Origin of the sequence: Rhodococcus sp. 1163 (assembly GCF_002091985.1) — a bacterium.
Taxonomy (GTDB): domain Bacteria; phylum Actinomycetota; class Actinomycetes; order Mycobacteriales; family Mycobacteriaceae; genus Rhodococcoides.
The window spans coordinates 306,407-333,281 of the sequence record NZ_MKKX01000017.1 but is presented as its reverse complement, the minus strand read 5'-3'; the positions used below and the strand labels follow the sequence as shown (position 1 = coordinate 333,281).

The following is a 26,875-nucleotide window of genomic DNA, read 5'->3' as shown; positions in this document are numbered from 1 at the left end:
TCCCACACGACGTATTCCCACTCACATCTCGCGGTATGCGACCAAACGCTCGGCGCCGTCGGTGAATTGCTTGCGCATCGAAGTGCAGGCCGCATCGACGTCGCCGACGTCCAAGGCATCGATCAGCTGTTCATGGTTGCTCACCGCCGCGCGGCCCCATTCGGGGTCCTACGCATAGAGGCGGGTGGGGGTGTAGCGGGTCGCGTTGCTCAGAAACCATGCCAACTTGCTCGCCTCGGCCAGTGCCGAGACCACGTATCCGCGATGCGGTACGAGTTCGACCATTCCCTCGCCCCGAAGTGTCAGTAAACCTCTCGAACCGGCGTGACACGGACACCGAGCTCGGCTGCGGTCTCGTTCAATCGGATGTAGTCACCCGGGCGAACTTCGCCGGACATGACGAGGTGCCGCACATGATTGGCGACGTCCTCGGACAGCTGCGGCCGCCGAGAAAGCGCTGTCGCTGCGGAAGTCGTGCGCGCTCTGCCTGCCATGACGATCAGCCAATCACGGTGTGTAGGTCTGCACTCAACTCCGGGGCCGGATCAAGGACTTCGTAAGGGGCTCGACCACGCGTGCAGCGACCGGTCCGAGTACCGCCATCAACAGCACGTACGCGGTCGCGAGAGCAGCCAGTTCGCCGTCGACAGCGCCTGCGGCAACAGCGAGCCCCGCTATGACGATCGAGAACTCTCCGCGCGCGACCAAAGCTGCGCCCGCGCGCAGCTGTCCAGGCCTACCGATGCCTTGCCGACCAGCGGCCCAGGCGCCCGTCAAGACCTTGGTGACCGTTGTTGCCACGGCCAGGACGACGGCCCAGCCGAGGACGGGCGGAATGGTCGAGGGGTCCGTGTTCAGGCCGAACACGACGAAGAACATGGCGGCGAAGAGATCACGTAACGGTTCGAGGATGCGGGTTGCGTTGTCCGCGGTCGATCCGGAGATGGCGATGCCGAGCAGAAAGGCGCCGACTGCGGCTGATACCTGCAACTCGGAGGCGATGCCGGCTACCACCAACGCTGATCCGAGGACCGTGAGCAGAACTACCTCGCGGTCGGGGCTGTCGACGACGGCTGAAACGAATCGTCCGTATCTGAGCGCGACCACCAGCACCACGGTGATGACGAGCAACGAGATTCCGACCGCGACGAAGCCACCCAGAATGCCCACCCCGGCCAGGACTGTTGTCAGTATCGGCAGGTAGATCGCCATCGCGAGATCCTCGAATACGAGGATCGAGAGGACGACAGGTGTTTCCCGGTTTCCGAGACGGCCCAGATCGGTGAGAACTTTGGCGATGATCCCCGAGGACGAGATGTACGTGACGCCGCCGAGAACAAGTGCGCCGACGCCACCCCAGCCGAGCATGAGCGCGACGGCTGCCCCTGGCGCGAAGTTGAGGACGATATCGACGACACCGGCCATCCACGACCTGCGCAGCCCGGTAACGAGCTCGGTGGCGGTGTACTCCAGCCCGAGCAGCAAGAGCAGAAGTATGACGCCGATCTCGCTGGCCAGCGCACTGAACTCGTCGATACCGTCGAGTGTGATGAAGCCGCCGTTGCCGAAGCACAGTCCACCGAGGAGATAGAAGGGGATCGGGGAGACGCCGATGCGTCCGGCGAGCCTGGCGAGGAGGCCGAGTGCGAAGAACACTGCCCCGAGTTCGGTCAGCGCGAGTGCGCTTTCGGCCATGAGGAATCAGCCCTGTTTGTTCTTACGCATTGCCGAGCAGCTTTGTGGCCGCATCCAGTCCCTCTGCCGTACCGACAGCAACGAGCAGATCGCCGGAGACGATCAGGAAATCAGGATTGGGTGACGGTTGGACCTGCCCGGCGCGCATGACCGCGACGATGGATACACCGGTCTTGGTGCGCATCGTGGTGTCGCCGAGAGTTCGGCCGTCGAATCGCGAGCCCTCTTTGATGCGGAGCTGTCGCGTGTGAATACCGGGGAGTTCACGGTGCTCTTCCCCGAGCTGAGCAATGAGTTGCGGCGTGCCGAGCAAATTGCCCAGCGCCGCCGCTTCCTCATTGCTCAGTGTGATGGACGCCTGTGTCGCGTCGGGGTCATCCATGCGCGAAACGATCAGCTCGTTCACGCCGTCCTTGCGTGTGATGACACCGATGCGACGCCCAGATGCGAGGGCGAAATCCTTCCGCACCCCGATCCCGGGCAGCAGGGTCACTTCGACATTCATAGGGGAATGCTAACCCCAGTCGGTATGACCCGTACCGCCTAGAGCCTCTCGGTCAGGACGCGACAGCGGCCAGCAGTGCTTCACGCTGGTTGGCGCCGAGTCCACCGATACGGCGGGTGTCTGCGATGGAAAGCTGCTCGAGCAGCTGTGCGGCGCGCACCGAGCCGACACCCGGAAGTGCCTTGATCAGTGCGGAGACCTTGGTCTTCTTGACGATCTCGTCGCCCTCGGCCTTTGCGAGAACGTCAGCGACGCTCAGCTCGCCGGACTTGACGGCGGCCAGCAGCTTCGACCTGGCGGTACGTGCCTCGGCCGCCTTGGCCAACGCCGCGGTGCGCTGTTCCGGAGTCAATACTGGTAAAGCCATGGCCTTATCTCCTCGATAGTGGTGACCCGTCGCTCAATGACATGGTCGGGACCCTCTTGCATCGTGCCTGGTGGCTCGGACAATCTTTTCGAACGACACGCGTGTCATTCGGAGTGAGCCACCGATCCTTCACCGCCAGGCTACGTCCTTTCGCTTTCGGGGTACGCCCCGACCAGCAGTTGGGCGGATCCGGATCTCGGCAACTGTGTCACTTCGGTTCGTCTGACGCCAGTAGACGGCGGTCTCGGTGGCGCGTGAAGCCGATCGGGCTCATCGTCCGGTCAGTTCGCATCGGCAGGTGAATACGTGCTTCGGAGTGCGACTTTGACGACCTTGCCGCTGGCGTTGCGGGGGAGAGCGTCGACGACCACGAGCTCCTTCGGGTGTTTGTACCGTGCGAGGTGCTCGCCCAGCCACTCCCCGAGTTCCTCCAGAGTCGGATCCGGGGCCCCGGCAGCGTCGGTCAGGGCAACTACGGCAACGGGAACCTCACCCCAGGTCTCGTCGGTGCGCCCGATGACTGCAGCTTCGCGGATTCGCGGATGTGAGAAGAGGACGTTCTCCACTTCGGCGCAGTAGATGTTCTCGCCGCCGGAGATGATCATGTCCTTCTTGCGGTCGACGACGAAGACGAAACCCTCGTCGTCCTGACGGACCAGGTCCCCGGAGTGGAACCAGCCACCGCCGAACGCGTCGGCTGTGGCGTCGGGGTTCTGCCAGTACTCACGCATGAGAGTAGGTCCCCGGTAGACGATCTCACCGATCTCCCCGCGAGTGACGTCTTGCATGTCGTCGTCGACCACACGGGCCGAAACAGTGGCGACGACGCGTCCGACGGAACCGAGCTTGCGCAGTGCGTCCGCTCCGTCGAGAACGCAGGTGATGGGTGACATCTCGGTCTGGCCGAATACCGCGACGTTGAGTGCATCGGGGAACGTTGCCGACATGGCCTTCAGGATCGTGTCCGACGCCGGGGCGGCGCCCCAGGATATGACGCGAAGCTTCACCGTGCGTGGAACTCGCGATTGCTCGGCACATATCGCTTGCCACTGCACGGGCACGAGGAACAGCGTGGTGACTCCCTCCGATTCCAAGACGTCCAGCAGCGCTGCGGGATCGAATGCGCCGACTGGGTGGATGACGGTCGGTACCCCCAGCAGCAGACTCGGGGCCAGGCTGCCGAGGGCCGCGATGTGAAACATCGGTGACGCGCAGAAGCCGATTTCGTCCACGCCGTGCATCTGCAGTGCGCGAATGCACGTCAGTGCTTGCGCCTGCATGTTGGCGTGGGTCAGCACAGCACCTTTCGGTCGGCCGGTGGTGCCGGAGGTGTACATGATCAATGCCGGTGCATCATCGGGGACGTCGACGGGTGCGGCGTGTTCGGCGGCGACGAGCAACCCCTCGTACTCCGCACCGACCGTGATCGTTCCTGTCACGGAATCCGATTGCGCTGCAACTGCTTCGGCAAGTGGAGACAGTGGCTGGTCGGTGACGAGTAGCGTCGCACCGCTGTTGTCGGCCAGGAACGCGACCTCAGGGGCGGTCATCCTGAAGTTCACGGGTACTGCCAGTGCGCCGAGCGCATTGATTGCCAGGACCGATTCGAGGTATTCGGGACGGTTGAGCATGAGAATCAGAACGCGATCTCCGGCGCCGATCCCTCGTCGGCTCAGGACGTCGGTGAACCTCGCAACCCGGTCGGAAAGCTCGCGCCAGGTGGTGGATTCACCGAGGAATCGCAGCGCGAGCCCGTCCGGATTCATCAGGGCGTGTCGACGAACCTGGTTGTTCCAATTGTTGCGAACCGAACGTTGTGGCTCCTGGCTGGGATCGGATGGGTCCATTGCTGGTTCCTCTTTCGCACGGTGCCGGCTGTCGGGGGTCGAAGCGCACACGGCGGCTACTGAAGATCTTCACCGGTCACAGTGTCGCGGGGTGCTCCGCTCGTGGACCGACACTGTGTTCGGGTGTGTACGGACACGTCGACGGATCGGCGAGCACACCGAGCCGGCTCGGACGGTAGCCGCGCGGGTAGCCGGGGTACGTCTTGTTCTTGGAATCGTCGGTGGTTCTCGAATGCCTACGCTTGGGCATGAATCGTTCCCCGCGCGCTTTGGCGCGCAAACTCGCCACCGCGATGCGACGCAGAGTCGGTGAGCCGGCCGGGAAGCCGAACGCGTGCGCCATCTTGTCGTCCATCAGCGCATAGACACCCTGCCGTACCGCCGGATGCAGTGCCGTCGGAAACCATGAGCAGAACAAGTCGAGGGTGTACTTCCCGACGCGGTGGTTGTCCTCGGTGTACCGGAACGTGCGCTGCTCGTAGTCGAGTTTGAATCGCGCGAATTCGGTGTAGGACTCCGGAATGTTCTTGATACCCATCCGGATTCCGACTTCACGGTAGAAGTAGAACGTGGCCAGGCGTTCCTTCGGGTGCAGCCGACGCCAGCCGTATCGGTCGATCCATTCGATCGGCTCGTAGATGAACGTGGTCAGGACATAGAGCAAATCGTCGTTGTCGATGTCGTACTTGCCGTGCATTCGATTGATCGTCCGCAGTGACTCGCGTCCCCTCTCGGAGTCGTAACCGTGCTCGAGCATCTCCGCCATCAGGAGCGAGGTGTCGTCGTAGCGCTTCTGTGGTCGATTCTCGAATTCGCCTGTCTTTTCCAACAGTTCGGAGATGGTTGGGACACAGTACGTCCGAAACAGGGCGAATTCGAGAGCGCGTTGGTAGTCCCACGGAAACTCGCAGCCTGCGGTGATGAGATGGATCTCGTGGTTGTCCACTTTCGGGTCGAGTTCCTCTATTCGCCGCAACCACCCGTACCGGCCGCGCTTGGGAGTGACATCCATGTCAGCCTCTCCCGTGTCGTAGTTTGAGCATCAGTTTCGAGATCTTCATGTCGCGTGCTTTGCGGTTCATCGTGAGCAGCTTCAGCGGTATCGCGAATTGCTGTACGGCAAGTGATTTGACGGTGCTGAACTCGCGGAGTCCGTCGGCGCCGTGGATCCGACCGAAACCGGAATCGCCGGTACCACCGAACGGCAGAGCAGGAATGCCGGCGAACCCGAGGACGGAATTGACCGTCACGACGCCGCAATCGAGCCTTTCCGCTGCTCGTCGTCCGGCCTCGATGTCCTTGGTGAAGACCGAGGCGCCGAGTCCGTACACCGATGCGTTGGCGCGTTCGATACCTTCGTCGAGATCACGAACCTTGTTCACGACCACCGTCGGACCGAAGGTCTCTTCCGTTATCGCAGTCGAATCTTCGGGAACGTCGGTGAGAATGACGGGGTCGATGTACGGGCCGCGCAGCGACTCGAGGCCGCCGACGACAGCACGCGCGCCTTTGCCCAGAGCATCCTCGATCTGGCCTCGGACGATGTCGCTCTGCTTTCCGAGAGTCATCGGACCGTACGAGGAGGATCCGGCACCGCCGGGCTTCAACGCTGACACGGCCGCAGCAAGTTTGTCGACGAAGTTCTCGTACACCGGAGCCGCGACATAGATCCGCTCGACACCCGCGCAGGTCTGACCCGCATTGCCCATCGCGCCGAATGCTGCAAACTCCACGGCTGCATCGAGATCGGCGTCCGCGTCGACGAGCATGGCGTCCTTGCCGCCACACTCGGCAACGAGCGGGGTCAGCGACTGGGCGCACGTTGCCATGACCTTCTTGGCGGTTGCCGTGGACCCGGTGAAGGCGATTTTGTCGACTCCCGCAGTGCACAACGCAGCGCCGGTCGATCCGTCACCGGTGACGGTCTGGAACACCAGCTGTGTCGGCGCGAGTAATTCCCACTTCTTCGCCAGCCACACACCGACACCCGGGGTGAGCTCGCTCGGTTTGAACACCACGGCGTTGCCGGCCGCGAGTGAATACGCAATGGAACCCATCGGGGTGTACAACGGGTAGTTCCACGGCCCGATGACGCCGACGACACCGTACGGCCGGTAGCCCACATAGGCCTTCTGATTGGCGCTGATCAGCCCCGAGGGCACCCTGCGCTGCTTCAACGTCTTCTCGGCGTTCCGTGCAGCCCAATCTATGTGTTCGACGGCCATCATGACCTCGAGAATCGCATCCTCATCGGGCTTGCCGCTCTCGGCGGCGATGACTGCGGCAAGGCTCTGCGCATCCTTGGCGATCGCGTTCTTGAACTCGAGCAGCCAATTCTTACGTCCGGTGAAACCCTGAAGATCCCACCACCGAGAAGCTGCCCGAGCGCGGTCGACGGCGGCCAGGACTGCAGCGTCGTCGGAGATCGGATAGCTGGCCAGCACGTCGCCTGTCCTCGGATCGAGACTGTCGAACATTCGAACTTTCATCTGCGTGACCTGGTCCGTCATGGGCCGAATCCTCCCGGTCTGTGCAATCGCATCACGTATATTCGATGCGATTTACTGTTGTCTGGCTCACACTATGCGGGGTGTGCAGTGCCGACAACCAACCGGGTCGCGGGTGGTTCGAAGCTCGCGTGATTCCTCTTCGGCGCTGATGCGTCGCCAGTTCGTGGACGGGGCCGAGCGGTTGACAGGGCACCTCGAGGGCGGGGCCTAACTCAGATGATGTGGCTGCGGATGGGACTTGTGGACCTCGTCGGATCTCACGTCGGCCTGGGGACCGCGACCTGCGGTGCTGGCAGTCCCGGCAGGAACGAGCTCGATGACGACAGATTTCGATGTCGGACAGTTGCTTCCCACCGCCGTCGAGTCCAGGGGAACCAACGGATTGGTCTCCGGGTAGTACGCGGCGGCGCATCCGCGTGGAGTGTCGTATTCGACGATCCGGAAGTTCGAGGCACACCGCTCGATGTCGTCGTCGTCCCATTTGGTGACGAGGTCGACGTACTCGCCGTCCCGATAGCCGAGTGCGGCGATGTCCTCGCGGTGGACGAACACGACGCGTCGGCCACCTTCGATTCCTCGGTAGCGATCGCTGAGGCCGTAGATCGTCGTGTTGAACTGATCGTGACTCCGGAGCGTCTGGAGTAGTAGGTGGCCTTCCGGGACATGTAGAACATCGATCGGCAGCGCGGTGAATTCGCCTCGCCCTGAGTCGGTTTCAAAGGTTCGCGAATCCCGCGGTGGATGTGGGAGAACGAAACCGCCTGGCCTGCGTACGTTGACCTCGTATCCTTCGCAACCCGGTACGACGCGAGAGATGTGCGTGCGGATGTTCCGGTAGTCCTCGCGCATGCCCTTCCAGTCGATGCCATGACGGTCACCCAAGGTGGCCTCGGCGATGCCGGTGAGGATGGCCACCTCGGACCGGAGGTGCGCACTGGCAGGCTTCAACGGGCCGCGAGAAGAGTGCACCGAGCAGGTGGAGTCCTCGACGGAAATCCACTGCGGACCCGAGGCTTGCACGTCCTGCTCGGTGCGGCCGAGTGTCGGGAGGATGAGGGCAGTCTCGCCACAAACGAGATGCGAACGGTTGATCTTCGTCGAGATGTGCACGGTCATGCGCATACCGCGCATCGCCTCGAAGGTGACGTCGCTGTCCGGCGTCGCCTGAACGAAGTTGCCGCCGAGTCCGAGGAAGAAATGGGCTTTACCGTCACGCATCGCGCGGATCGAGTCGACTGTGTCGAGACCGTTCTCGCGCGGTGGATCGAAACCGAATTCGGCCTCGATGGAGTCGAGGAAGTGCTGCGGGACTCGCTCCCAGATCCCCATGGTGCGATCGCCCTGCACGTTGGAGTGGCCGCGGACGGGCAGCAGGCCGGCGCCGGCCTTGCCGATATTGCCCTGTGCCAGAGCCAGATTGGTGAGCTCTTTGATGGTGGCGACGGCGTTGCGGTGCTGGGTCAAACCCATGGCCCAGCAGAAGACGGTGGCCTTCGAATCACGAAGCATACGTGCAGCCTCGGTGATGACTTCCCTTGTCAATCCGGTGGATTCGGTGACGACGTCCCAGTCGAGGGCGCGCACGTTCTCGCGCCACGCGTCGAACCCTGCGGTGTGGGCCTCGACGAACTCGTGGTCGAGTGCATCCCATTCGACGAGCAACGACCCGAACGCTTGGAACAGCGCCAGATCTCCGTTGACTCTGATCGGCAAGTGCATGTCGGAGAGGTCCGTACCGGGACCGACCATTCCGCGGACGGTCTGCGGGTTCTTGAAGTTCACCAGACCGGCTTCACGCAGTGGGTTGATCGAGAGGATCTTCGCGCCGTTCTGCTTCGCCTTCTCGAGCGCCGACAACATGCGGGGATGGTTGGTGCCCGGATTCTGGCCGGCGAGGATGATCAGCTCGGCGTCGTATACGTCGTCGAGCGTCACGCTGGCCTTACCGATGCCGATGGTCTCCTGCAATGCGATCGAGGTGGACTCGTGGCACATGTTGGAACAGTCGGGCAGATTGTTGGTACCGAATGCCCGCGCGAAGAGTTGGTAGGTGAAAGCCGATTCGTTCGATGCTCGACCCGAGGTGTAGAAAATTGCCTCGTCGGGGTCGGGGAGCGATCGAAGTTCCTCGCCGATGAGCCCGAACGCGTCGTCCCACTCGATCGATTCGTAATGCTGACTGCCTGGCCGCTTCACCATCGGATGGGTGATGCGCCCCTGCTGCCCGAGCCAGTGTTCGCTGTGGCCGTCCAGGTCGGCGATGGTGTGAGAGGCGAAGAACTCGGGGGTCGCACGCGTCGTCGTCGCTTCCTCGGCCACCGCCTTGGCGCCGTTTTCGCAGAACTCGGCGACGTGACGATGGCCGGGGTCGGGATCCGGCCATGCGCAACTCATGCAGTCGAAGCCCTCGGCCTGGTTGAGATCGAGAAGAGTCTTGGCCGTCCGAACCGGACCCATGTGGCCGAGCGCGCGTTTCATCGACACCGCGACGGCGGTCAGGCCCGCAGCATGAGTCTTCGGTGTGCCGATGTCGAGCTCGGTTTCGTGACGCTCCATGCTGAGTCCTTTCGGGTCGGGCGAAGCCGCTACTTGCCGAGCATCCTGGCAACCAAGTCCACGTAGGACTGTTTCGCCGAATCCTGGCTCGTTCCTTCGAGCTTCGCCCATGCGTCGAACTTGGCGCGATTGACCATGTCCAGTCTTCCCGGGCGCTTACCCTCGGCATCGCCTTTCGAACCTTGCTTGAACAACGAATACAAGCTGAGAAGGTTGTCGTTGCTGGGCTTGGAGGTCAGCGTCTTCACGTCGATCTGGGCCTGCTGAAACGACTGCTCGAGATCGGACACTGTTCGGCTCCCTTGTTTTGCGACGCAGTTTTGCGACACATGCTCCTGTCGAACGATCATGGCACGCGAGCGGCGTGCTGATGGGCCGTTCGTCCGGCATCGGCGACGAGGCGGACGCAATGAGCGAGAAACTTCTCCCGCGTCGCAGTGACGGTTCCGTCGAGGTATCCGACGAACAAGGAGGTAAGCGCTCCGACGACACCGATGGCGACCAAATGCTGGTCTTCGGCGTCGAGGCCGGTCAGTTCCGTACGAACCAGGTCGACGAAGGTGGGGACGAGGGCGGTTCCGCTTCGGCTGATGGCAGGCTCGGACAGTGGTGCCAGCAGTAAGACTCGGCCCACGGCGGGATCGTCGAGGACCAGTTCGACGAAGACGCGGACCGGTGCTGCGGCCCTGTCCTCTTCGGTGGAGGTCGCGACGGCGGTCTCGATGGCAGCACGGGCCCGAAGGCCGACGTGGGCGTAGACGGCTCGGACGTACTCGTCGCGGTCGGTGAAGCTCTCGTAGAAGTATCGCTCGGTCAGGGAGGCGCTCCGGCAGGCCGCACGGACGCTGACTGCGGGTCCGCCCGGGGAGCCGAGGAGTGCAACACCGACGTCGAGCAGCGTCGTGTAACGGTGCCTTCGGCGTTCGTCGATGTTCACGAGTCACCTCGTCTCTATTGACTACGGATGTTGTCGAATCCTAGTCTGACAACATGTGTAGTCAGTCTGGGGTCGATCGGCCGATTCCGCTGGGGCCCGAGTCGTTGACGTGGAAGTACTTCGGCGATTGGCGCGGCATGCTGCAGGGGGTATGGGCCGGATCCATGCAGAACATGCATCCCGGGCTCGGTGCAGGCGTCGAGGAGCATTCGATCTTCTTCGACGAACGTTGGCAGCGCTTGTACCGATCGCTGTATCCGATCGGCGGCGTGGTCTTCGACGGCGATCGGGCCGAACGAACTGCGCTGGCCGTCCGTGGATATCACGACAACATCAAAGGCGTCGACGCCAAAGGTAGGCGCTATCACGCGCTCGACCCGGACACCTTCTACTGGGCGCACGCAACGTTCTTCATGGGGACCGTTCTGACGGCGGACCACTTCATGGGTGGCCTCGGTGAAGAACAGAAACGCCAACTGTTCACCGAACATGTTCAGTGGTACCGGTTGTACGGGATGAGCATGCGGCCGGTCCCCGAGACTTGGGAGGACTTCCAGGTGTACTGGAGGTACATGTGCCGCGAGGTATTGGAAGACAACAAGGCCACTCGCGACGTCCTGGATCTGTCGGGGCTCGGGCCGCCGCCGTACGCGTCGTGGATTCCAGCGCCGATCTGGGCCGTTCTCCGGCGACCGGTCGCGCGAGGTTTCGTGTGGCTTACCGTCGGTCTCTACGATCAATCGATACGAGATCTGTTGGGCTACAACTGGACCGAGCGTGACGTGCGAATCTTCTCCACCGTGGGAAAGCTGGTCGACAAGGCATTCGCCGTGGTGCCTCGTCGATACCGTATGCACCCGAGAGGACGAGCCGGTTGGGACCGCGCGACCGGACGCATTCCGGCCGACGCGGCACTACCCCAAACCCCGGCACGCAATCTTCCGCCGATCGGTGAGCGGAACGATCCGAAGCACTACAGTCCTCGGGTCTAGAGGTTCCGCTCACCTGTCCACAGAAGCGGCCTAGGCATCCCACCAGGGCCGCAGTGGGAGACCGGCTTCACCCTTGGGTCCGAGCTTGACGCCCAGAACCTGGTGCAGCTGAACGACATTGCGTTCGAATCCCAGACGTGAGCCGGCCATGTAGAGGCCCCAGATGCGGGCGGTTCCTTCGCCGGCCTCGGCGACGCACGCGTCCCAGTTGTCGACGAGATTGCGGCACCACGCGGCCAGCGTGAGGGCATAGTGCTCGCGGAGGCTCTCCTCGTGCCGCACTTCGAGGCCGACATCCTGCATCTCGCTGATGATGCGCCCCGAGCCGGTCAGCTCACCGTCCGGAAAGACGTACCTGTCGATGAACGATCCGGCTTTGGCGTGGCTTCGATTGTCGGGGCGGGTGATGCTGTGGTTGAGCACTCGGCCACCGTCGCGCAACTTCGACTGGATGAAGCTGAAATACGCTGGATAGTTGCTCACCCCGATGTGCTCGGTGAGGCCGATCGAAGACACCGCATCGAAATCGGTCTCGGCGATGTCGCGGTAGTCGGAGAAGCGAACCTCGGCGAGTTCGGAGAGCCCTTCGTCGGCAATGGCCTTCTGTGCCCAGTCTGCTTGCTCGCGTGAAAGAGTTGCGCCGATGACCTTGACGCCACGTCGTGCGGCATAGCGGACCATCGAGCCCCAGCCGCACCCGATATCGAGCAGTCGGTCGCCTTCCTTCAATCCGAGCTTCTCGAACACCAGCCGGTACTTGTTCTCCTGTGCCTCCTCGAGGGACTGCTCCGGTGAGGTGTATGCGGCACAGGTGTAGGTCATCGATTCTCCGAGTACGTACTCGTAGAACGTATTCGACACGTCGTAATGGTGCGAGATCGACTCGGCGTCACGAGTCTTGGAGTGGCGCAAGCCCTCCGCGATTCGACGCCACCGCGGAATCGCCTCCTGTGGCGGCGGCGCGATGGGACGCAACAAGTCCCAGCCCAGAGAGCGGGTGATCGTGGCGAGTGTGAGGGCGGACGGCCTGCGGAAGTGCAGCTCGTCTCCCATCACCCGCAACAACTCGTACGGATCTCCCGGATGTACGCCCTCGGCCTCGAGGTCGCCGGATACGTAGGCGCGGGCCATGCCGAGGTCACCGGGGGCGGTCGCCAAGTAGGTGGTGCCGCGCGGACTCTTGAGCTTGAGTCCGAGCGCGGCATCCTCCGGACCGGCGGCGCTGCCGTCGTAAGCGCTGAAACGGAGGGGGATGTTTCCGTCGGAAAGCAGCTCGAGAATCTCCGAGATGGTGAGCTTGTGGGTGCGGCTCGCGTCGCTACTGGTGGATTCTTTCAACGTTGTCATTTTCCTTGCACCGCTTTCGAGTACATGTCCAACAGACGTGACTTCGGATCGTACTTTTTCTTCAGTTCTTCGAACTTCTCGCCGCCGTACAGCGCGGCAAACTCTGCCTCGGAGTAATAAGCATCCGAGTAGAGCGATTTATGCCCATCGAAGTCGGTGACCTTGTGTTCGATGGCACGATTGGTGGCACCTTCCGGTTGGCCGGGAACGATAGGGACCGAGGACCAGAAACCGATGTTGACGTACGTCTTGTCGGGTTCGAGGGGATACAACGGCCATGGTCGCGCACCCTCGGCACCGTCCGGTGCCGGATCGCGAAGGCGCAACGGGCACAACCACAATGGCTCGATGGGGATTTCGTCGAGGAACCAGCGCAGAAACGGAGCGGTGTTCTCGATGGGAACTTCGACGTCCTGAACGACGCGCTCTCGCGGTGGGTTTCCTTTGCGGGCCTCGAGGCGGTCGGCGATGTCGTATTTGCGGTCGAGGCCGATGAGCTTCCAGTAGAAGCTGGAGCGTCGATACTTCTTCGGCCAGAGGCGTCGAATTTTCGGGTTCTGGGTGCCGAAGGCACGTGAGCACCAGAACCAGTCGGTATCCCAACGCCACAGGTAGTCGTGAATCGTCAGTCGATCGGTCTTCGGTTCGGGGCCGTCGTGCTGGATCGAGCGGTAGAAGACGTCGGGGCCGGCGTGGTACTCGCTGACCGGGCCGGGCTCGGCCGTTTGGGTGCCCAGTGTCAGGTAGCTTTCGTCGGCGGAGAACACGACGCCGTCGAGGTAGTGGACTTCGATGCCGTCGTACGTACGCTCGGAAACGATGGTGTCCATCGTCGACTGCATCGTGTCGAGGTCGTGGAAGCGCACGTGACGGAGAGCGACGAACGGCTTTACCGGTTCGAGTTGAATTTTCAGTCGGGTCGAGTATCCGAGGGTGCCGTACGAGTTGGGGAAACCCCGGAACAGTTCGGCGTTCTCACCGCCCGGCGTCGCGGTGATGATCTCGCCGTTTCCGGTGAGGACGTCGATCTCGAGAACGGATTCGTGTGGAAGTCCGTTGCGGAAAGAGGTGCTCTCGATCCCGAGGCCGGTGACGGCACCGCCGAGCGTGATGGTTTTCAGCTGGGGAACGACAAGCGGGGCCAGGCCGTACTGCAGCGTCGCGTCGACCAAATCCTCGTAGGTGCACATTCCGGCCACATCGGCTGTCCGATCCGTCGGGTTCACCGTGATGACTCCGGTCAGCCCCGATACATCGAGTCCGGGGGCGGTCGAGCCTGCTCGTGCTCGAAAGAGATTCGAGGTCTTCTTCGCCAGGCGCACCGTCGCGTCCTCGGGGATTGCTCGGTAGCTTGCGAGTAGTGCGTCGACCCCGGCGCGATACGCGGCGAATCCGATCTCTCGAGGTTCGGGTCGTCGTCTCGTCAGCACGTTCACGGAAGCCACAGGCTGACGCTATCTCTACTGCAGGTCGAGGGCCACCGAGAATGCGTCCTCGTACGTAAAATTTCACGTAAACGTTGCTCGAAAGCGTCATTGTAAACGGACTAATCGGGCAAATAGATTCGTCTTGCATGTCTTTTGCACGGCTAAATAAAAGTTGGTGAACCCTGTCACATCGCCGCATACCGCTGGGCTGGCGCTGCTTCGACGAAGGGCAGGATGGTGCTTCGATCTCGAAACGGATTCATCGAAGGGGACAGATCATGGCTCGGGTAAGTGCAAGTAGCTCCATCACCGTCGCTCAGGGGCCCGACAAGGTATTGGCCGCGCTCGCCGACTACGAAACGGTGCGCCCGCGCATTCTTCCCGAGCAGTACCTCGACTACGTAGTTGTCGAGGGTGGTCAGGGCGACGGCACGGTGGCCAAGTGGACACTGCAGGCAACCTCGAAGCGCTCGCGCAACGTCCTGGCCACCGTGACGGTCGCGGGATCGAAGATCACCGAGCGGGACGCCAACTCCACGATGGTCACGACCTGGACGATCACCCGGTCAGGTACGGGGTCCGAGGTAACGACGACAACCGAGTGGAAAGGCGCAGGTGGCATCGGCGGATTCTTCGAAAAAACTTTCGCACCGCTCGGACTGAAGAAGATCCAGGCGCAGACGTTGGCGAACCTGGAACGCGAAATTCGATAGAACGCCGTACGGCGACACGCACGTGTATGGATGCTGGGCCGCGCTCCCCTGAGCGGGGCGCGGCTAGGCTGAGATGTGTAACCGAACCGAGAGGACACCACAGTGCAACCCGGTGAGCAGCCCGACATCGCGTCGATCATGCAGCAGGCGCAACAAATGCAGCAGCAACTGATGGCCGCACAAGCCCAGATCGCGGAGATCGAGGTGAGCGGGCAGGCGGGCGGAGGATTGGTCACCGCAACGGTGAAGGGCACAGGCGAACTCGTCGGCCTGACGATCGACCCGAAGGTCGTCGACCCGGACGACGTCGAAACACTGCAGGATCTGATCATCGGTGCGATCGCCGACGCGTCGAAATCCGCTCAGACCGTAGCGGCAGACAAGCTCGGTCCGCTCACTGGTGGGCTCGGTGGCGGTTCGCTCGGCCTTCCCGGCTTCTAGGGCCGACACGTGTACGAAGGTCCTGTTCAGGATCTGATCGACGAACTCGGAAAACTTCCAGGTGTCGGACCCAAGAGCGCTCAGCGCATTGCGTTTCATCTGCTGAGCGTGGAACCACCCGACATCGATCGGCTACTGAAAGCACTGCAACGGGTCCGCGACGGCGTCCAGTTCTGCACGGTGTGTGGCACTGTCTCCGACAAAGAGCTGTGTCGAATCTGTGCCGACCCTCGACGCGATCGCAGCATCATCTGCGTCGTCGAAGAGCCCAAAGATGTTCAGGCAGTGGAAAGAACACGGGAGTTCAAAGGCCGTTACCACGTGCTCGGTGGTGCCCTCGATCCCCTGAACGGCATAGGCCCCGACCAACTTCGCATTCGAGAGTTGTTGGTGCGAATAGGAAACCAGGACGACGGCGTCGATGTATCCGAGGTGATCATCGCCACGGATCCGAACACCGAGGGTGAGGCAACGTCGACGTATCTGGCCAGGACGATGCGCGACTTCCCAGGTCTGTCGATCACCCGGCTGGCCTCGGGTCTACCGATGGGTGGGGATCTCGAGTTCGCGGACGAGCTCACCTTGGGTCGGGCACTGACGGGGCGTCGAGTGCTCTGACCTGATCAGCGCGTTCGATTCCGCCGGCCTTTCACGGACCAGCGGGAGGCCCTAGCGGCTGAGCCGCTCCTTCCGCAGTTGGGTGACCTCGGGGAGTTCCAACGGCGCCAGCGGCGATCCGAGCGCACGTTCGAGGAGGTAGTCCGCCAACTCGGGATTGCGCGCGAGTACCGGTCCGTGCATGTACGTCCCGATCACAGAACCCTGTACGACGCCTTCGCGGCCGTCACCGACACCGTTGCCGACGCCGTGCGTGACCTTCCCCAGTGGGGAAGCGTCGGCGCCGAGTGTCGTTCCACCACGGTGGTTTTCGAAGCCGGTCAGATGCGAAGTGAGCCCGGAGAGCACAGGTTCGGTGACGACCTCACCGATCGACCGCGTCGCCTGCGGCTTGGTGGTGACGTCGAACAGTGACACGCCGTCGACGCGCTCGCCGGAGGATATTTCGTACCAGTGTCCGAGGACCTGAATGGCCGCGCAGATCGCGAGGACGGGAACACCGCGTGCGGCCGCATTCTGCAGTCCGGGGTATCGGGAGAGGTGACGCGTCGCCAATCGTTGCGCCGAGTCCTCGGCCCCGCCCAAGGTGTAGACGTCGAGTGACTCGGGGACAGGGTCCTGCAAGGTGATGTGGACGACTTCGGCATCGATACCGCGCATGCGAAGACGCTGCCGGAGAATCAGCGCATTGCCGTTGTCTCCGTAGGTTCCCATGACGTCGGGCAGGACGAGCCCGATCCGAACGGTGGACTCAGACATCGTGCACCTCGCGTGCGAGCGCGCGGCCGAGGTCGCGGAACGCGGTGTAATTGGCCAGCACTTCCACGCGTCCGGGCGGACAGGATGCGATGGCCCTCAGTGGATCTGTCACGGTCGTGTGTGGGGAACCGGCGTAGAGCAGGCGGACGCCGAGATCCGTGGCGCGTTCTCCGGAAGCAACGACGGCGACGTTCTCGAAGTGTTCGAATCGTACGTCCCACAGCCAAGAGAGGTCTTCCCCATCGGGAACCTGACCGTTTACGGCGATGACCAGACCGTCCACGGTGGGGTCGATCATCGACATGGCTTCCTGCCATCCCGCGGGATTCTTGGCGAGAAGCAGACGCACGGAATGACGTCCGTACTGGACTGTCGAGTAACGGCCCGCGACCTCGTCCACTCCTGACGCCGCGGCAACGGCCTCGACCGCGCTCGCACCGAGAGTCACGGCAGCGGCGACGGCTTGAGCTGCGTTACCGCGGTTGGCTCTACCCGGTAGAGCCAGGCTCATCGGAATCTTCAGACTGTTCGGCCCGTACAGATTTTCGTCGTCGAGCCACCAGTCGGGCGTCGGACGCTCGAAGGCCACGCCGTTTCCGACGTCGCCGCCGGTGCTGTACCAGTGGTCGCCGTCCCAGACGATCGGTTCTCCGGTCCTCGGGCAGCTGACGGAGTCTCCAGCCCAGCCGCCTCCTGCCGCCACCCATACGACGTTGGGGGCATCGAACGCGGCAGACGTGACGAGGACGTCGTCACAGTTGGCGATGACGACGGTCTCGGGATGCCGTGCGAGACCGGCGCGCAGCTTGCGCTCGATCATGTTGATCTCGCCGACGCGATCGAGCTGATCGCGGCTGAGGTTCAGTAGTACTACAGCGTCGGGGGATACCGCGTCGCACACGTGGGGGACGTGGAGTTCGTCTACTTCCAGCGCAGCGATCGGTGCATCGAGATGCGCGAACAGGGCCGCAACGATTCCGGCATCCATGTTGGCGCCGTCGGCCTGGGTGGCTACTTCTCCGAGGGGAGCGAGTGCCGCCGCCGTCATCCGCGTCGTCGTCGACTTTCCATTGGTACCCGTCACCACAACCGTGCGACGGCCGGAGCCGAGGCCGGTCAGGATGTCGGGGTCGATCTTGAGGGCGACGAGGCCCCCGATCATCGATCCCTTGCCCCGGCCTGCCTTGCGTGACGCCCACGTTGCAGCCTCGGCTGCTCGTAGTGCCAGCCTTCCGCGTGCACCTATCGCCGCTCTGCGCTCACCCGCTCGAACCATGCGCCGAGTCTGGCACAGACTGGCCGATGAACTCTCCTCGGAAGTTGCCTCGGACCGCTATCTTGATTTTGGAACATGTTCTAAAAACGATGAAGGGACTACTTTTCATGGCTCCAACTGCCGATGTCATCCGCAAGACGGTCGAGAAATACGTCCAGGCCGTCGCGCACGGCACTGTCGACGACGTCTTGGCCTTGTACGCGAAGGGAGCCACGGTGGAAGATCCGGTCGGCACCGAGGTCAAGACCACCGAGGCCTCGATCAGGGAGTTCTATGCCGTGGTCGAATCGATGGAGCAGACCGGAGAGGTGCTGACGGTGCGGATCGCGGCGAGCACAGCTGCGTTCCACTTCAAGCTGACAACCAAGTTCGGCGACAAGATGCTCGAGATCTCGCCGATCGACGTGATGGAGTTCGACGACGAGGGCAAGATCACTTCGATGCGCGCAATCTGGGGTCAGGAAGACATGGTTCAGCTTCCCTGAACCGAGGTCGATCACGCCCCGGGTTCACAGCCCCGGCCGTTCCCCGAGTTCCGGTCATTCCACCGAGACAGCCACCGATGACGACAGCTGCTCCGATCAGAGACAAGGCACTCGGGGACTCGTCGAGGAAGATCCACGCCCCGGCGATGCCGACGACGGGGACGAGCAGGGAAAACGGTGCGATGACACCCGCGGGGTGGCGACTGATCAGTACCGTCCAAAGACCCGATCCGGCGATCGTGCCCAGCAGCACGATGTAGGTGAGACCGGCGAGCGCCGGCCAACCCGACGAGCTGAACGAGTCACCGAGGGCACGCCACCCCGTGGATGGTCCTTCTACGGCAGCCGAGAGTGCAAGCATCGGAAGCGGCGGGATCACGCACATCCACAGCATCAGCCGCATCGGTTCTCTCGACCTGGCAAGCCTGTTGCCGAGGTTGCCGAACGCCCAACCGAGGCCGGCGAGCAACGTCAGTACGACGGGCAGCAACGACGCGGCCTGTGCTCGGTCCCAACCGATGAGGGACATTCCCACGACGGCGACGGTGATACCCACTATTCGGCGCCGACCGACGTGCTCACGAAGTAGCAGAGCGCCGAGGACGATCGTGAACGGCGCCGAGGATTGCAGCACGAGTGAGGCGAGCCCGGTGGGCATCCCGGCATTCATCGCTGCGAAGAGAAAAGCGAACTGTAGAAACCCGAAGCCGAACCCGTAGAGCAGAAGCCATGCGATCGGTACCTTCGGCGGACGAACGAACAGCAGTACCGGGATCGCGATGACGAGAAACCGAAGACCGGCGAAGAAGAACGGCGGGAAGTGATCGAGCCCGACCCGAATGGCAAGAAAGTTGAGCCCCCACAGCACCGCGACAGTGAGCCCGAGGAGCCGATCGCGGTTGTTCACGGTCACTATCGTGACCGGTAGAAAACATCAGCACAATCTAATAAATCCGCATGAATGATTAAGCTTTACTTCATGAACGTCGAGCGCTTGCGGATCCTTCGGGAGCTGGCCGACCGCGGGACGGTCGCGGCAGCGGCTTCGGCACTGTCCTTGACCCCGTCCGCGGTGTCCCAGCAGCTCAAACTGTTGGCCAAAGAAGCCGGTGTGACACTGTTGGAACCCGACGGCCGAAGGCTGCGATTGACCGATGCCGGGCACGCACTCGTGCTGCGCGCCGACGAGGTCATATCAGCACTGGACAGAGCTGCAGCGGAGATGGCCTCGTACGGCAACTCCCCGCGTGGACGCGTGCGCGTCGCGCTGTTTCCATCGGGCGCGGCGCTACTGCTTCCTGGTGTGCTGGGCAGATTGAGCGGGAGCGGAACTCGCGTCGACGCCAGCGACGAGGACCTCCCCGCATCGTCCGTATCGGCGCTTCTTGCGGACTACGACGTCGTCTTGACTCATCGTGATGACGTTGCCCCGGCGACCGCGGCCATGCGTATCGAAGTCGTGCCGCTGATGCGTGAACCGATCGATCTGGTGTTGCCACCCGATCATGCACTGGCAGGACAGGGTTCGGTAGATGTGCGGCAGCTGGCGGAAGAGCGTTGGATCAGCGTGCGTGGCGGCTTCCCGGTCGACGACGTGTTGCTCTCGGTCGCTGCAGCTACCGGAGTGCAACCACGAGTTGTTCAGCGCATCAATGATTTTCGAGTGACCGAAGAACTCGTGGCCCGCGGTCACGGCGTCGCGCTGATGCCACGTTTTGCGGTGGTGCATCCGCGGCTGGTGCGACTGCCGTTGAAGGGTGTGAAGGCCGGACGGATCTACGAACTCGCGACGAGGCCGGGAGCGCACAGGCTCCCGGCCGTCGCCGCGGTCATCGAGGCTTTTCGTGCGGAGGCTTCGCAGGTGACCGGAAATGCATGACGTGCCATGCCTATCCGGTCAGATGCGAAGAATCTGGCTACTGTAGTGCCTTGGCTTTCAGCTGCGAGAATTCCTCATCGGTGATGGTTCCGCTGTCGAGAAGTGCCTTGGCATGTGCGATCTCCTCGGCGGAGGTGCGTCCAGCGACCTGCTTGATGTACTGCTCTTGTTCGTCCTTCATGTGCTGCATGGCCGCTACCTGACGCTTGGTCATATCGCCACCCTTGGCGATCAGGTAGATCAGCGCAGTGATGAACGGTGCCACGATCAGGAAGAAGACCCAGATGGCCTTGACCCATCCAGAGCTCTTGTGATCCCTGAACAAGTCTCCGATGATCGAGAACAGCACCATGAGATAGGCGATGAATGCGAAGCTGACGATGATCAGCCAAAGGAAATCCCAGAACGAATCCACGATTCGATGCTCCATTTCGAGTGAGACCAATTTCCGGTGAAAGAAATTGGTGAAAGGCCTTGCGCCTTAGTGTCGCACTCATCTGCGAGCAAGATCATCATCCGAAACAGGTGAATTCACCCGCGCCGGATGATGCCACAGGTGGTGAACGCGGGGAGAATCACTGCGATGAGTGAGACGGTGTTCGACATAGGGCCGGTTGGCCTGTTGGTCATGACATTTCCCGGCGATCGGGCAAATCCCAAGGTGGTCGAGGCGCTGCAAAGTGTGATCGCACAGGGCTCGGTGTCGCTTCTCGATCTGGTGTTCATCGGGCGAAGACCGGACGGAACCTATCGTCAGGTCGATGTCGACGAGAAACTCGAAGACGTGGGTCTCGAGATCCTCTCGCTCGAAGCCAAGGCATTGATCAGCGACGAGGACCTCGACGTCGTGCGTGAGTCCCTCGAACCGGGGACCTCCGCCGCAGTTCTCGTCTACGAGCAGACCTGGGCCCGAACCTTCGCGAATGCAGCACGCGCGGCAGGTGGCGAAGTCGCACTGCACGTTCAAATTCCACGCGAAACAGTCGAAATTGCGCTCGCTGCAGCGCTGGTTTAGGAGAAACACATGGTATTCGGACGAGGACGAGTCGGCAGGCCTGGGCTACTGGGGACGGTAGCCCGCACCGCGGTCGTCGCGGGGACGGCAAATGCGACGTCCAACGCGATGAACCGTCGCAGACAATCGCACGAGGAGCAACAACAGGCGCCACCGCCACCGCCACCACCGCCACCAGTAGCCGCACCTCCAGCCGAGGACGACCTCGTCGGCAAGATCCAGAAACTGGCTGCGCTGCGCGATGCAGGCGTACTCGACGCGAACGAGTTCGCGGCAGCGAAAGCAAAGCTCCTCGCCTGATCCCCGGGGTGGTGGAACCACGCGGGCCCCCCTCCGCTGTGGCGGAGAAGGGTCCGAGTGGTTCCAGCGGGTTACTTCAGAGCGCGATTGACCGCGGAAACGAGCGCTCGCAACGATGCGGTAGTAATCGACGTCGCGATTCCAGCACCCCACACCGTCACAGCAGTACCGGAGGGACCGGTGACCGAGGCCTCGACGTAGGCAGCCGCCTGGGCGTCGTCGCCGGCAGACATCGCATGCTCGGAGTAGTCCAGGACGCTGATGTCGTAACCGATCGTCGACAGCGCGTCGACGAATGCGGCAAGGGGGCCGTTGCCGGAGCCGGTGATGTCCTGCTCGACGCCGTCGAGCAGAATCGTCGCGACGATGCTGTCGGTTCCACCGTCGGTTTCGGCCGCGATGACGCGCTGCTTGATGCGCTCGAGCGGACGCACTGGACTCAGGTACTCCTCGGCGAAGACGTCCCACATTTCCTTCGGGGACACCTCGCCACCCTCGCCGTCGGTAATGCGCTGAACAGCCTGCGAGAACTCGATCTGCAGCCGCCTCGGCAGCGCGAGACCGTGATCGGACTTCATGATGTAGGCGACGCCGCCCTTGCCGGACTGCGAGTTCACGCGAATGACGGCTTCGTAGGTGCGGCCTACGTCTTTCGGGTCGATCGGCAGGTAGGGGACCTGCCAGGTGATCTCGCCGACATCCGAGTTCTGTTCGTCGGCGGACACTTTCATCGCGTCGAGGCCCTTGTTGATGGCGTCCTGGTGGCTTCCTGAAAATGCCGTATACACCAGGTCTCCGCCGTAGGGGTGACGCTCGTGAACGGGGAGTTGGTTGCAGTACTCGACTGTTCGACGCACCTCGTCGATGTTCGAGAAGTCGATCTGCGGATCGACGCCGCGGGTGAACAGGTTCAGACCCAAGGTGACCAGGCATACGTTGCCGGTGCGTTCACCGTTGCCGAAGAGGCATCCCTCGATACGGTCTGCGCCCGCCTGGTAGCCGAGCTCGGCAGCAGCCACGCCGGTTCCGCGATCGTTGTGCGGGTGCAGTGACAGGATCACGCTGTCACGGCGGTCGAGATTTCGGCTCATCCACTCGATCGAGTCCGCGTACACGTTCGGCGTGGCCATCTCGACCGTTGCAGGCAGATTCAGAATGATGGGCTTGGCTGGTGAAGGATCGATGACGTCGACTACGGCGTCACAGACCTCTTTGGCGTAGGCGAGCTCGGTCCCGGTGTAGGACTCCGGGGAATACTCGAATCGCCAGTCGGTGTCCGGGTACTTCTTGGATTCCTCGAGGCATTTACGTGCGCCGTCGGTGGCGATCTTCTTGATCGTGTCGCGCTCCGCACGAAACACCACACGACGTTGCAGAATCGACGTCGAATTGTAGAAATGCACGATGACGTTCTGTGCACCTTCGCACGCGAGAAATGTGCGCTCGATGAGCTCGGGTCGGCACTGCGTCAGAACCTGAATCGTCACGTCGTCGGGAATGGCACCGTCTTCGATTATCTCGCGGACGAAGTCGAAATCGGTCTGGCTCGCCGAGGGGAATCCGACCTCGATCTGCTTGTAGCCCATACGGACCAGCAGGTCGAACATACGTCGCTTGCGTGCCGGACTCATCGGGTCGATGAGCGCTTGGTTACCGTCCCGCAGATCGACCGCGCACCACTGCGGAGTCCGGTCCGTCACCTTGTCCGGCCACGTGCGGTCGGGGAGGGTGATCGGCTCGACCTCCTCGGCGAACGGCAGGTACCGGTACGTCGGCATCGAGGAGTTCTTCTGGGTGTTCCACGCAGGCTGGTCGCTGGGAGCGGGCCGCGAAGGAGGAGTAATCGTTCTCGAGGTGAATGCGTCGGCTGGTGACATTGGCTCAATCTCCGAAGTTACTGGCTGAAATGGTTATCGACCGGCGCGAAGAACCCCGCGACGGGAAGCCAGTCTGATTCAGACCCCGTCGCGGCGATCGAGGAGGAGCGCACGCTGCATGAACAGAAGTGTACTACCGCGAGCGCAAACCCCGTGCCGGGGTCGGTAAGGAAAGTTCAATCGGGAAGTCTTCGCAACTCCACGACGGTCAGCCCCAACGCGTCGAAACGCGCAAGCATCCCGCGCAAGGCAGTCTCGTCGTCCACCGGACCGAACAACCGGGTGAACGGCATCGGGACTTCGGTGGTGGCGAGATCGGGGAAGGCAGCCTGCGCACGTTCGGACAGCTCACCCTCGACGAGGAATTCGTACCGAACTCTGCGGGTGTTGATATCGGCGGGCTGAGCCATGGTGCTCCTTCGCGGTCCGCTGCTGGCGTTACTACCAGGTTCCGCGCCCCCGGCCGCCGCGGCATCACCCGCAGATGGTGAACCCGCGCCACATCTTCGATCGGCGCATCACAGCAGACCGAGCTCGTGCGCGGCGGCAATCGCGTCGCGGCGCGATCTGACCTCGAGCTTGCGGTAGATACCACGCAAATGCGTCTTGACGGTGTTGACGGACACGAAGTGATCGGACGCGATTTGCTCGGCAGTACGCCAGGACGGCAGCTCCCGGAGCAATTCCAGTTCGCGGCGGGTCAGTGCGCCCGACATCCTCGACTCGGCCGCAGCAGGATGCCGGGGTACTACTTCGCGGGCACGATCTGCGAACGGTTCGAGCAGACCGAACCGGCCGCGATTGTGCGTGAGAATGTCCCGCACGGTGGCGCCGCCCTCGGCGAACGGCAGCAGTATCGCCTCGGGTTCGGCCTCGGCAAGAGCGCGGCACACGAGTTCGAACGCGCGTGCCGGATTGCGTCGTGCCAGTGCGACCTTTGCGGCGGTGATCGCAGCGCGGATGGGGGTCGTGAAGCCGGCGCATCGAAGCTGACCGCCCAGGATCGCAGCCAGTTCGGAGTCCGCGACGTCGAAGCGTCCGTGCACTCGGTGGATCTCGGCGGACAACAGGGCAACCTCGCCGACCTTGCCGAGCCGTCGCCTCGTGACGGTTACCAGCTCGGTTGCCCAGAGGGTTTCGCCCGCCGTCAGATATCGACGCTGGACCATCGGTGCCAGGAGTGCCTCGTAGGCGGGAACCACCGGATGAACCGACTCGATCCACTCACGGCCTGCGGCGCTCACCTCCTCGATCGTCCCGTTCAGAACGAGAGCCGCGCGCTTTCCGTACTGCGCGACCGCGGAATCAGCGGAACGACCGATGCTCGACCACACTTCCTCCCCTGCCATTGGCGTCGGCGTCATACGGATATGGGCAACGAGAAGTTCGAGCGATTCGGCGACCGAGAAGAGCGGACTATCGGTCAGTGAGTGTAGGCGTGCGTAGGTGACGGAGCGTTGGCCACGAGCAAGGGCCTCGGTCAATCTTCCGGTGAGGAAGCAGATCCCGGCCGAGGTCACCAGGCAGGTCGTGACAACCGACGGGAGATTTCCAGCCCGACCGTTCGCTACCGCGTCCTCGAGACAGCGCTGCGCCTCGGTGGATCGACCGAGATGCAACTCGGCGAGTCCGGCGATCAGCAGCGCGTAGGAATCGAGTTCGGGCGAACCGGATTCGCCGAACTCCAACTCGCGTAAGCGACATAAAGCGCCCTCGATGTCGTTGCCGACGTGCACTGCCGCGTGAACCTCGAGAGTTCGACGCAAAATCTCGAAATCGAAACTCGCAAGCTCGTCGACTGGTCTGCGCCGTAGCGCCGTCAGCGTCGAGGTCGCCGGTGCAACACTTCCGATCGCCAATAGTGCTGCTGCGCTGATCAACTGAACGTTCTCGTGCCTACGTACCGGAGCCGGGCTGTCGTCGATAGCGGTCAGAACTTCCGAAGCATTGCCGCGCAGCACGAGTCCGAGTCCGGATGTGCCAACGATGTCGAGAATCGATCTCGAATCACCAGCGTGCACGCTGTGCTGCAACGCGTGCAGTGGCTGTCGATAGTCGCTGAACCAGGAGGATGCGACGCGTTCGAGGCTTCTGATCTGCCGGGCGCCGAGGCGACAGATTTCGGCACGAAGATAGCCACGCATCAGCGGGTGATATCGATAGGTAGGTTCTGATCCGGGGATCTGATCGATGAGAAAGTTTTGCGTCAGCAGGTGATCGATGGTGGCCTGCGCACCTCCGAGGCCGGTCAACTTTTCGGCGAGATCGGTTGTGAACCATTCGGGTACGGAGGTCTCGATCAGGAACGTACGAGCGTCGTCAGGGAGTCCGGCCAAGATCTCGTTCACGAGATAGTCGGCGACCGTGTGCTGTGTTCCGGTGAAACCGTCGATGAGTTCGGGAGAATTCGCGCCACCGCCCAGTGTCATTGCAGCCAGCCTCAGACCCGCTGCCCAACCCTCGGTTCGGTTCATGACCTTCACCAGATCGCCTCGGGCAAGGACGATTCCGGATCGCTGGAACATCTCCGACGCCTCATCGGTGGTGAATGCCAAGTCTGCTGCGGAGATGTCACGGACGAGTCCGTCGAGTCGCGGTTTCTGCAGTGCGAGTGGAGGTTCGAATCGTCCAGCGACGATGATCCGGAGATTGCACGGCGGCCAACGCAGAAACGTACCCAGAAGGGCCAGTACTTCACGGTTGTGCAAGAGGTGGGCGTCGTCGAATATCAGGCAGATCTGTGCGTCGACACTTTCGACGGCCTCGACCAACAGTGCGCTGAACTCCGAGTAGGACGGATCGCCCACGGATGGAAGGGATCCGACAGCAGAAGCGAGCTGGGGCGATCCACACTGGGCGAGCGCCGAGATGACGCACGCTCTGAGCACCGCTACATCGTTGTCGGATTCGTCGATGGTGATCCATGCGAGAAGGGTGTCGTCCTCGGCGTCGATCGTATGGACCCAATCGACGAGCAGGGTCGTTTTACCTGAACCGGCGGGCGCCGTGATCACGGCGATGGGGCTGCGGTCACTCGTCGGTTCGAGCAGGGTCAAGAGGCGCCCTCGCCGAATCGTGGCGCTGGATCTCTGTGGTTTTCGGCTGCGCACTCTCGGTGCGGCACAACGCAGCGTATTCATATACGACCGTCTCCCGACGAAAAGGCCACACGGAGGTTTGCTGGACGCGTCGATAATATTCCACTCGAAGTGATCTTGGGTGATGAAAGCACTATTCGATACTGAACGGTATGTTTGCTCGCCTTTATGCATACTCCGCGCCTTTTACGAGGATGAATACTGGATACGCCGAATGACAAATGCGAAATA

Annotated in this window: 26 protein-coding genes and 1 pseudogene; 8 read left to right on the top strand and 19 right to left on the bottom strand. The window is 62.4% G+C overall.

The features are described 5' to 3' along the window. Positions 1 to 21: 21 nt before the first annotated feature. The 10 genes and pseudogenes from BJD99_RS20925 to BJD99_RS04995 all read right to left on the bottom strand — a co-directional run bounded on the left by BJD99_RS20925 (position 22) and on the right by BJD99_RS04995 (position 10,417). Positions 22 to 494: pseudogene (locus BJD99_RS20925) on the bottom strand (GntR family transcriptional regulator). Between the two features lie 34 nt (positions 495 to 528). Next, positions 529 to 1,695 (bottom strand): cation:proton antiporter, encoded by a 1,167-nt coding sequence (locus BJD99_RS05035; RefSeq protein WP_084345686.1) that lies wholly within the window; start codon positions 1,693 to 1,695, stop codon positions 529 to 531. 22 nt (positions 1,696 to 1,717) lie between these two features. Then, positions 1,718 to 2,200: a cation:proton antiporter regulatory subunit gene (locus BJD99_RS05030; protein WP_084345685.1), complete on the bottom strand. Its 483-nt coding sequence runs from the start codon at positions 2,198 to 2,200 to the stop codon at positions 1,718 to 1,720. A 52-nt stretch (positions 2,201 to 2,252) separates the two neighbouring features. Further along, positions 2,253 to 2,567 carry an integration host factor, actinobacterial type gene (gene mihF / locus BJD99_RS05025; protein ID WP_084345684.1) on the bottom strand — a complete coding sequence of 105 codons (315 nt, stop codon included), beginning with the start codon at positions 2,565 to 2,567 and terminating at the stop codon, positions 2,253 to 2,255. Positions 2,568 to 2,848: 281 nt separating this feature from the next. After that, positions 2,849 to 4,414 carry a fatty-acid--CoA ligase FadD5 gene (gene fadD5 / locus BJD99_RS05020; protein ID WP_084345683.1) on the bottom strand — a complete coding sequence of 522 codons (1,566 nt, stop codon included), beginning with the start codon at positions 4,412 to 4,414 and terminating at the stop codon, positions 2,849 to 2,851. Between the two features lie 76 nt (positions 4,415 to 4,490). Continuing rightward, the gene (locus BJD99_RS05015) at positions 4,491 to 5,426 is read right to left on the bottom strand and encodes an oxygenase MpaB family protein (RefSeq protein ID WP_084345682.1); all 936 of its coding nucleotides are present in this window, start codon (positions 5,424 to 5,426) and stop codon (positions 4,491 to 4,493) included. A gap of 1 nt (position 5,427) precedes the next feature. After that, on the bottom strand, positions 5,428 to 6,924 hold the full coding sequence (locus tag BJD99_RS05010; protein WP_084345681.1) for an aldehyde dehydrogenase family protein: 1,497 nt from the start codon (positions 6,922 to 6,924) through the stop codon (positions 5,428 to 5,430). A 207-nt stretch (positions 6,925 to 7,131) separates the two neighbouring features. After that, positions 7,132 to 9,480, bottom strand: a complete 2,349-nt coding sequence (locus tag BJD99_RS05005; RefSeq protein WP_084345680.1) for an FdhF/YdeP family oxidoreductase — start codon at positions 9,478 to 9,480, stop codon at positions 7,132 to 7,134. A 29-nt stretch (positions 9,481 to 9,509) separates the two neighbouring features. Then, a complete protein-coding gene (locus BJD99_RS05000) occupies positions 9,510 to 9,770 on the bottom strand; it encodes an acyl-CoA-binding protein (protein ID WP_256895493.1) in 261 nt (86 codons plus the stop codon). A 56-nt stretch (positions 9,771 to 9,826) separates the two neighbouring features. Next, positions 9,827 to 10,417: a TetR/AcrR family transcriptional regulator gene (locus BJD99_RS04995; protein ID WP_084345678.1), complete on the bottom strand. Its 591-nt coding sequence runs from the start codon at positions 10,415 to 10,417 to the stop codon at positions 9,827 to 9,829. A gap of 53 nt (positions 10,418 to 10,470) precedes the next feature. Here BJD99_RS04995 and BJD99_RS04990 point away from each other — a divergent pair, with 53 nt between their 5' ends. Beyond that, complete coding sequence (locus tag BJD99_RS04990; protein ID WP_084345677.1) at positions 10,471 to 11,409, top strand: oxygenase MpaB family protein; 939 nt, start codon at positions 10,471 to 10,473, stop codon at positions 11,407 to 11,409. Between the two features lie 30 nt (positions 11,410 to 11,439). Here the strand turns inward: BJD99_RS04990 and BJD99_RS04985 are convergent, their stop codons facing one another. Together BJD99_RS04985 and BJD99_RS04980 are read right to left on the bottom strand one after the other, a co-directional pair. Beyond that, positions 11,440 to 12,756, bottom strand: coding sequence for a class I SAM-dependent methyltransferase (locus BJD99_RS04985; protein WP_084345676.1), 1,317 nt, complete (start codon positions 12,754 to 12,756; stop codon positions 11,440 to 11,442). Further along, positions 12,753 to 14,153: an FAD-binding oxidoreductase gene (locus BJD99_RS04980; protein WP_084345914.1), complete on the bottom strand. Its 1,401-nt coding sequence runs from the start codon at positions 14,151 to 14,153 to the stop codon at positions 12,753 to 12,755. Before BJD99_RS04980 ends, BJD99_RS04985 begins: the two co-directional genes overlap by 4 nt. Positions 14,154 to 14,461: 308 nt before the next feature. Here BJD99_RS04980 and BJD99_RS04975 point away from each other — a divergent pair, with 308 nt between their 5' ends. The 3 genes from BJD99_RS04975 to recR all read left to right on the top strand — a co-directional run bounded on the left by BJD99_RS04975 (position 14,462) and on the right by recR (position 15,955). After that, positions 14,462 to 14,896 (top strand): SRPBCC family protein, encoded by a 435-nt coding sequence (locus BJD99_RS04975; RefSeq protein ID WP_084345675.1) that lies wholly within the window; start codon positions 14,462 to 14,464, stop codon positions 14,894 to 14,896. 102 nt (positions 14,897 to 14,998) lie between these two features. Continuing rightward, positions 14,999 to 15,337, top strand: a complete 339-nt coding sequence (locus BJD99_RS04970; RefSeq protein ID WP_084345674.1) for a YbaB/EbfC family nucleoid-associated protein — start codon at positions 14,999 to 15,001, stop codon at positions 15,335 to 15,337. 9 nt (positions 15,338 to 15,346) lie between these two features. Beyond that, positions 15,347 to 15,955, top strand: coding sequence for a recombination mediator RecR (gene recR / locus BJD99_RS04965; RefSeq protein WP_084345673.1), 609 nt, complete (start codon positions 15,347 to 15,349; stop codon positions 15,953 to 15,955). Between the two features lie 51 nt (positions 15,956 to 16,006). Here the strand turns inward: recR and BJD99_RS04960 are convergent, their stop codons facing one another. Next, complete coding sequence (locus tag BJD99_RS04960; protein WP_084345672.1) at positions 16,007 to 16,714, bottom strand: type 1 glutamine amidotransferase; 708 nt, start codon at positions 16,712 to 16,714, stop codon at positions 16,007 to 16,009. Then, positions 16,707 to 17,990 carry a MurT ligase domain-containing protein gene (locus BJD99_RS04955; RefSeq protein ID WP_084345671.1) on the bottom strand — a complete coding sequence of 428 codons (1,284 nt, stop codon included), beginning with the start codon at positions 17,988 to 17,990 and terminating at the stop codon, positions 16,707 to 16,709. The genes BJD99_RS04960 and BJD99_RS04955 overlap by 8 nt, the downstream gene beginning before the upstream one ends. Before the next feature lie 107 nt (positions 17,991 to 18,097). Between BJD99_RS04955 and BJD99_RS04950 the strand changes: the two genes are divergently transcribed. Then, the gene (locus tag BJD99_RS04950) at positions 18,098 to 18,475 is read left to right on the top strand and encodes a nuclear transport factor 2 family protein (RefSeq protein WP_084345670.1); all 378 of its coding nucleotides are present in this window, start codon (positions 18,098 to 18,100) and stop codon (positions 18,473 to 18,475) included. On the opposite strand, the gene BJD99_RS04945 is transcribed toward BJD99_RS04950, so the two are convergent. After that, entirely contained in the window at positions 18,423 to 19,382 is a 960-nt protein-coding gene (locus BJD99_RS04945; RefSeq protein ID WP_084345913.1) for an EamA family transporter, read from the bottom strand. The genes BJD99_RS04950 and BJD99_RS04945 overlap by 53 nt on opposite strands. A gap of 72 nt (positions 19,383 to 19,454) precedes the next feature. Between BJD99_RS04945 and BJD99_RS04940 the strand changes: the two genes are divergently transcribed. Next, a complete protein-coding gene (locus BJD99_RS04940; RefSeq protein WP_084345669.1) occupies positions 19,455 to 20,354 on the top strand; it encodes a LysR family transcriptional regulator in 900 nt (299 codons plus the stop codon). Positions 20,355 to 20,391: 37 nt separating this feature from the next. On the opposite strand, the gene BJD99_RS04935 is transcribed toward BJD99_RS04940, so the two are convergent. Next, positions 20,392 to 20,784: an SHOCT domain-containing protein gene (locus BJD99_RS04935; RefSeq protein WP_084345668.1), complete on the bottom strand. Its 393-nt coding sequence runs from the start codon at positions 20,782 to 20,784 to the stop codon at positions 20,392 to 20,394. Between the two features lie 153 nt (positions 20,785 to 20,937). On the opposite strand from BJD99_RS04935, the gene BJD99_RS04930 reads away from it, so the two are divergent. Together BJD99_RS04930 and BJD99_RS04925 are read left to right on the top strand one after the other, a co-directional pair. Next, complete coding sequence (locus tag BJD99_RS04930) at positions 20,938 to 21,369, top strand: DUF6325 family protein (protein ID WP_084345912.1); 432 nt, start codon at positions 20,938 to 20,940, stop codon at positions 21,367 to 21,369. Between the two features lie 9 nt (positions 21,370 to 21,378). Further along, a complete protein-coding gene (locus tag BJD99_RS04925; RefSeq protein ID WP_084345667.1) occupies positions 21,379 to 21,669 on the top strand; it encodes an SHOCT domain-containing protein in 291 nt (96 codons plus the stop codon). Between the two features lie 71 nt (positions 21,670 to 21,740). Here the strand turns inward: BJD99_RS04925 and leuA are convergent, their stop codons facing one another. From leuA to BJD99_RS04910, 3 genes are all read right to left on the bottom strand, one after another. Beyond that, the gene (gene leuA / locus BJD99_RS04920) at positions 21,741 to 23,546 is read right to left on the bottom strand and encodes a 2-isopropylmalate synthase (RefSeq protein WP_084345666.1); all 1,806 of its coding nucleotides are present in this window, start codon (positions 23,544 to 23,546) and stop codon (positions 21,741 to 21,743) included. A 176-nt stretch (positions 23,547 to 23,722) separates the two neighbouring features. Next, a complete protein-coding gene (locus BJD99_RS04915) occupies positions 23,723 to 23,956 on the bottom strand; it encodes a hypothetical protein (protein WP_084345665.1) in 234 nt (77 codons plus the stop codon). 108 nt (positions 23,957 to 24,064) lie between these two features. Next, the gene (locus tag BJD99_RS04910; protein WP_256895492.1) at positions 24,065 to 26,602 is read right to left on the bottom strand and encodes a LuxR C-terminal-related transcriptional regulator; all 2,538 of its coding nucleotides are present in this window, start codon (positions 26,600 to 26,602) and stop codon (positions 24,065 to 24,067) included. Between the last annotated feature and the right edge of the window lie 273 nt (positions 26,603 to 26,875).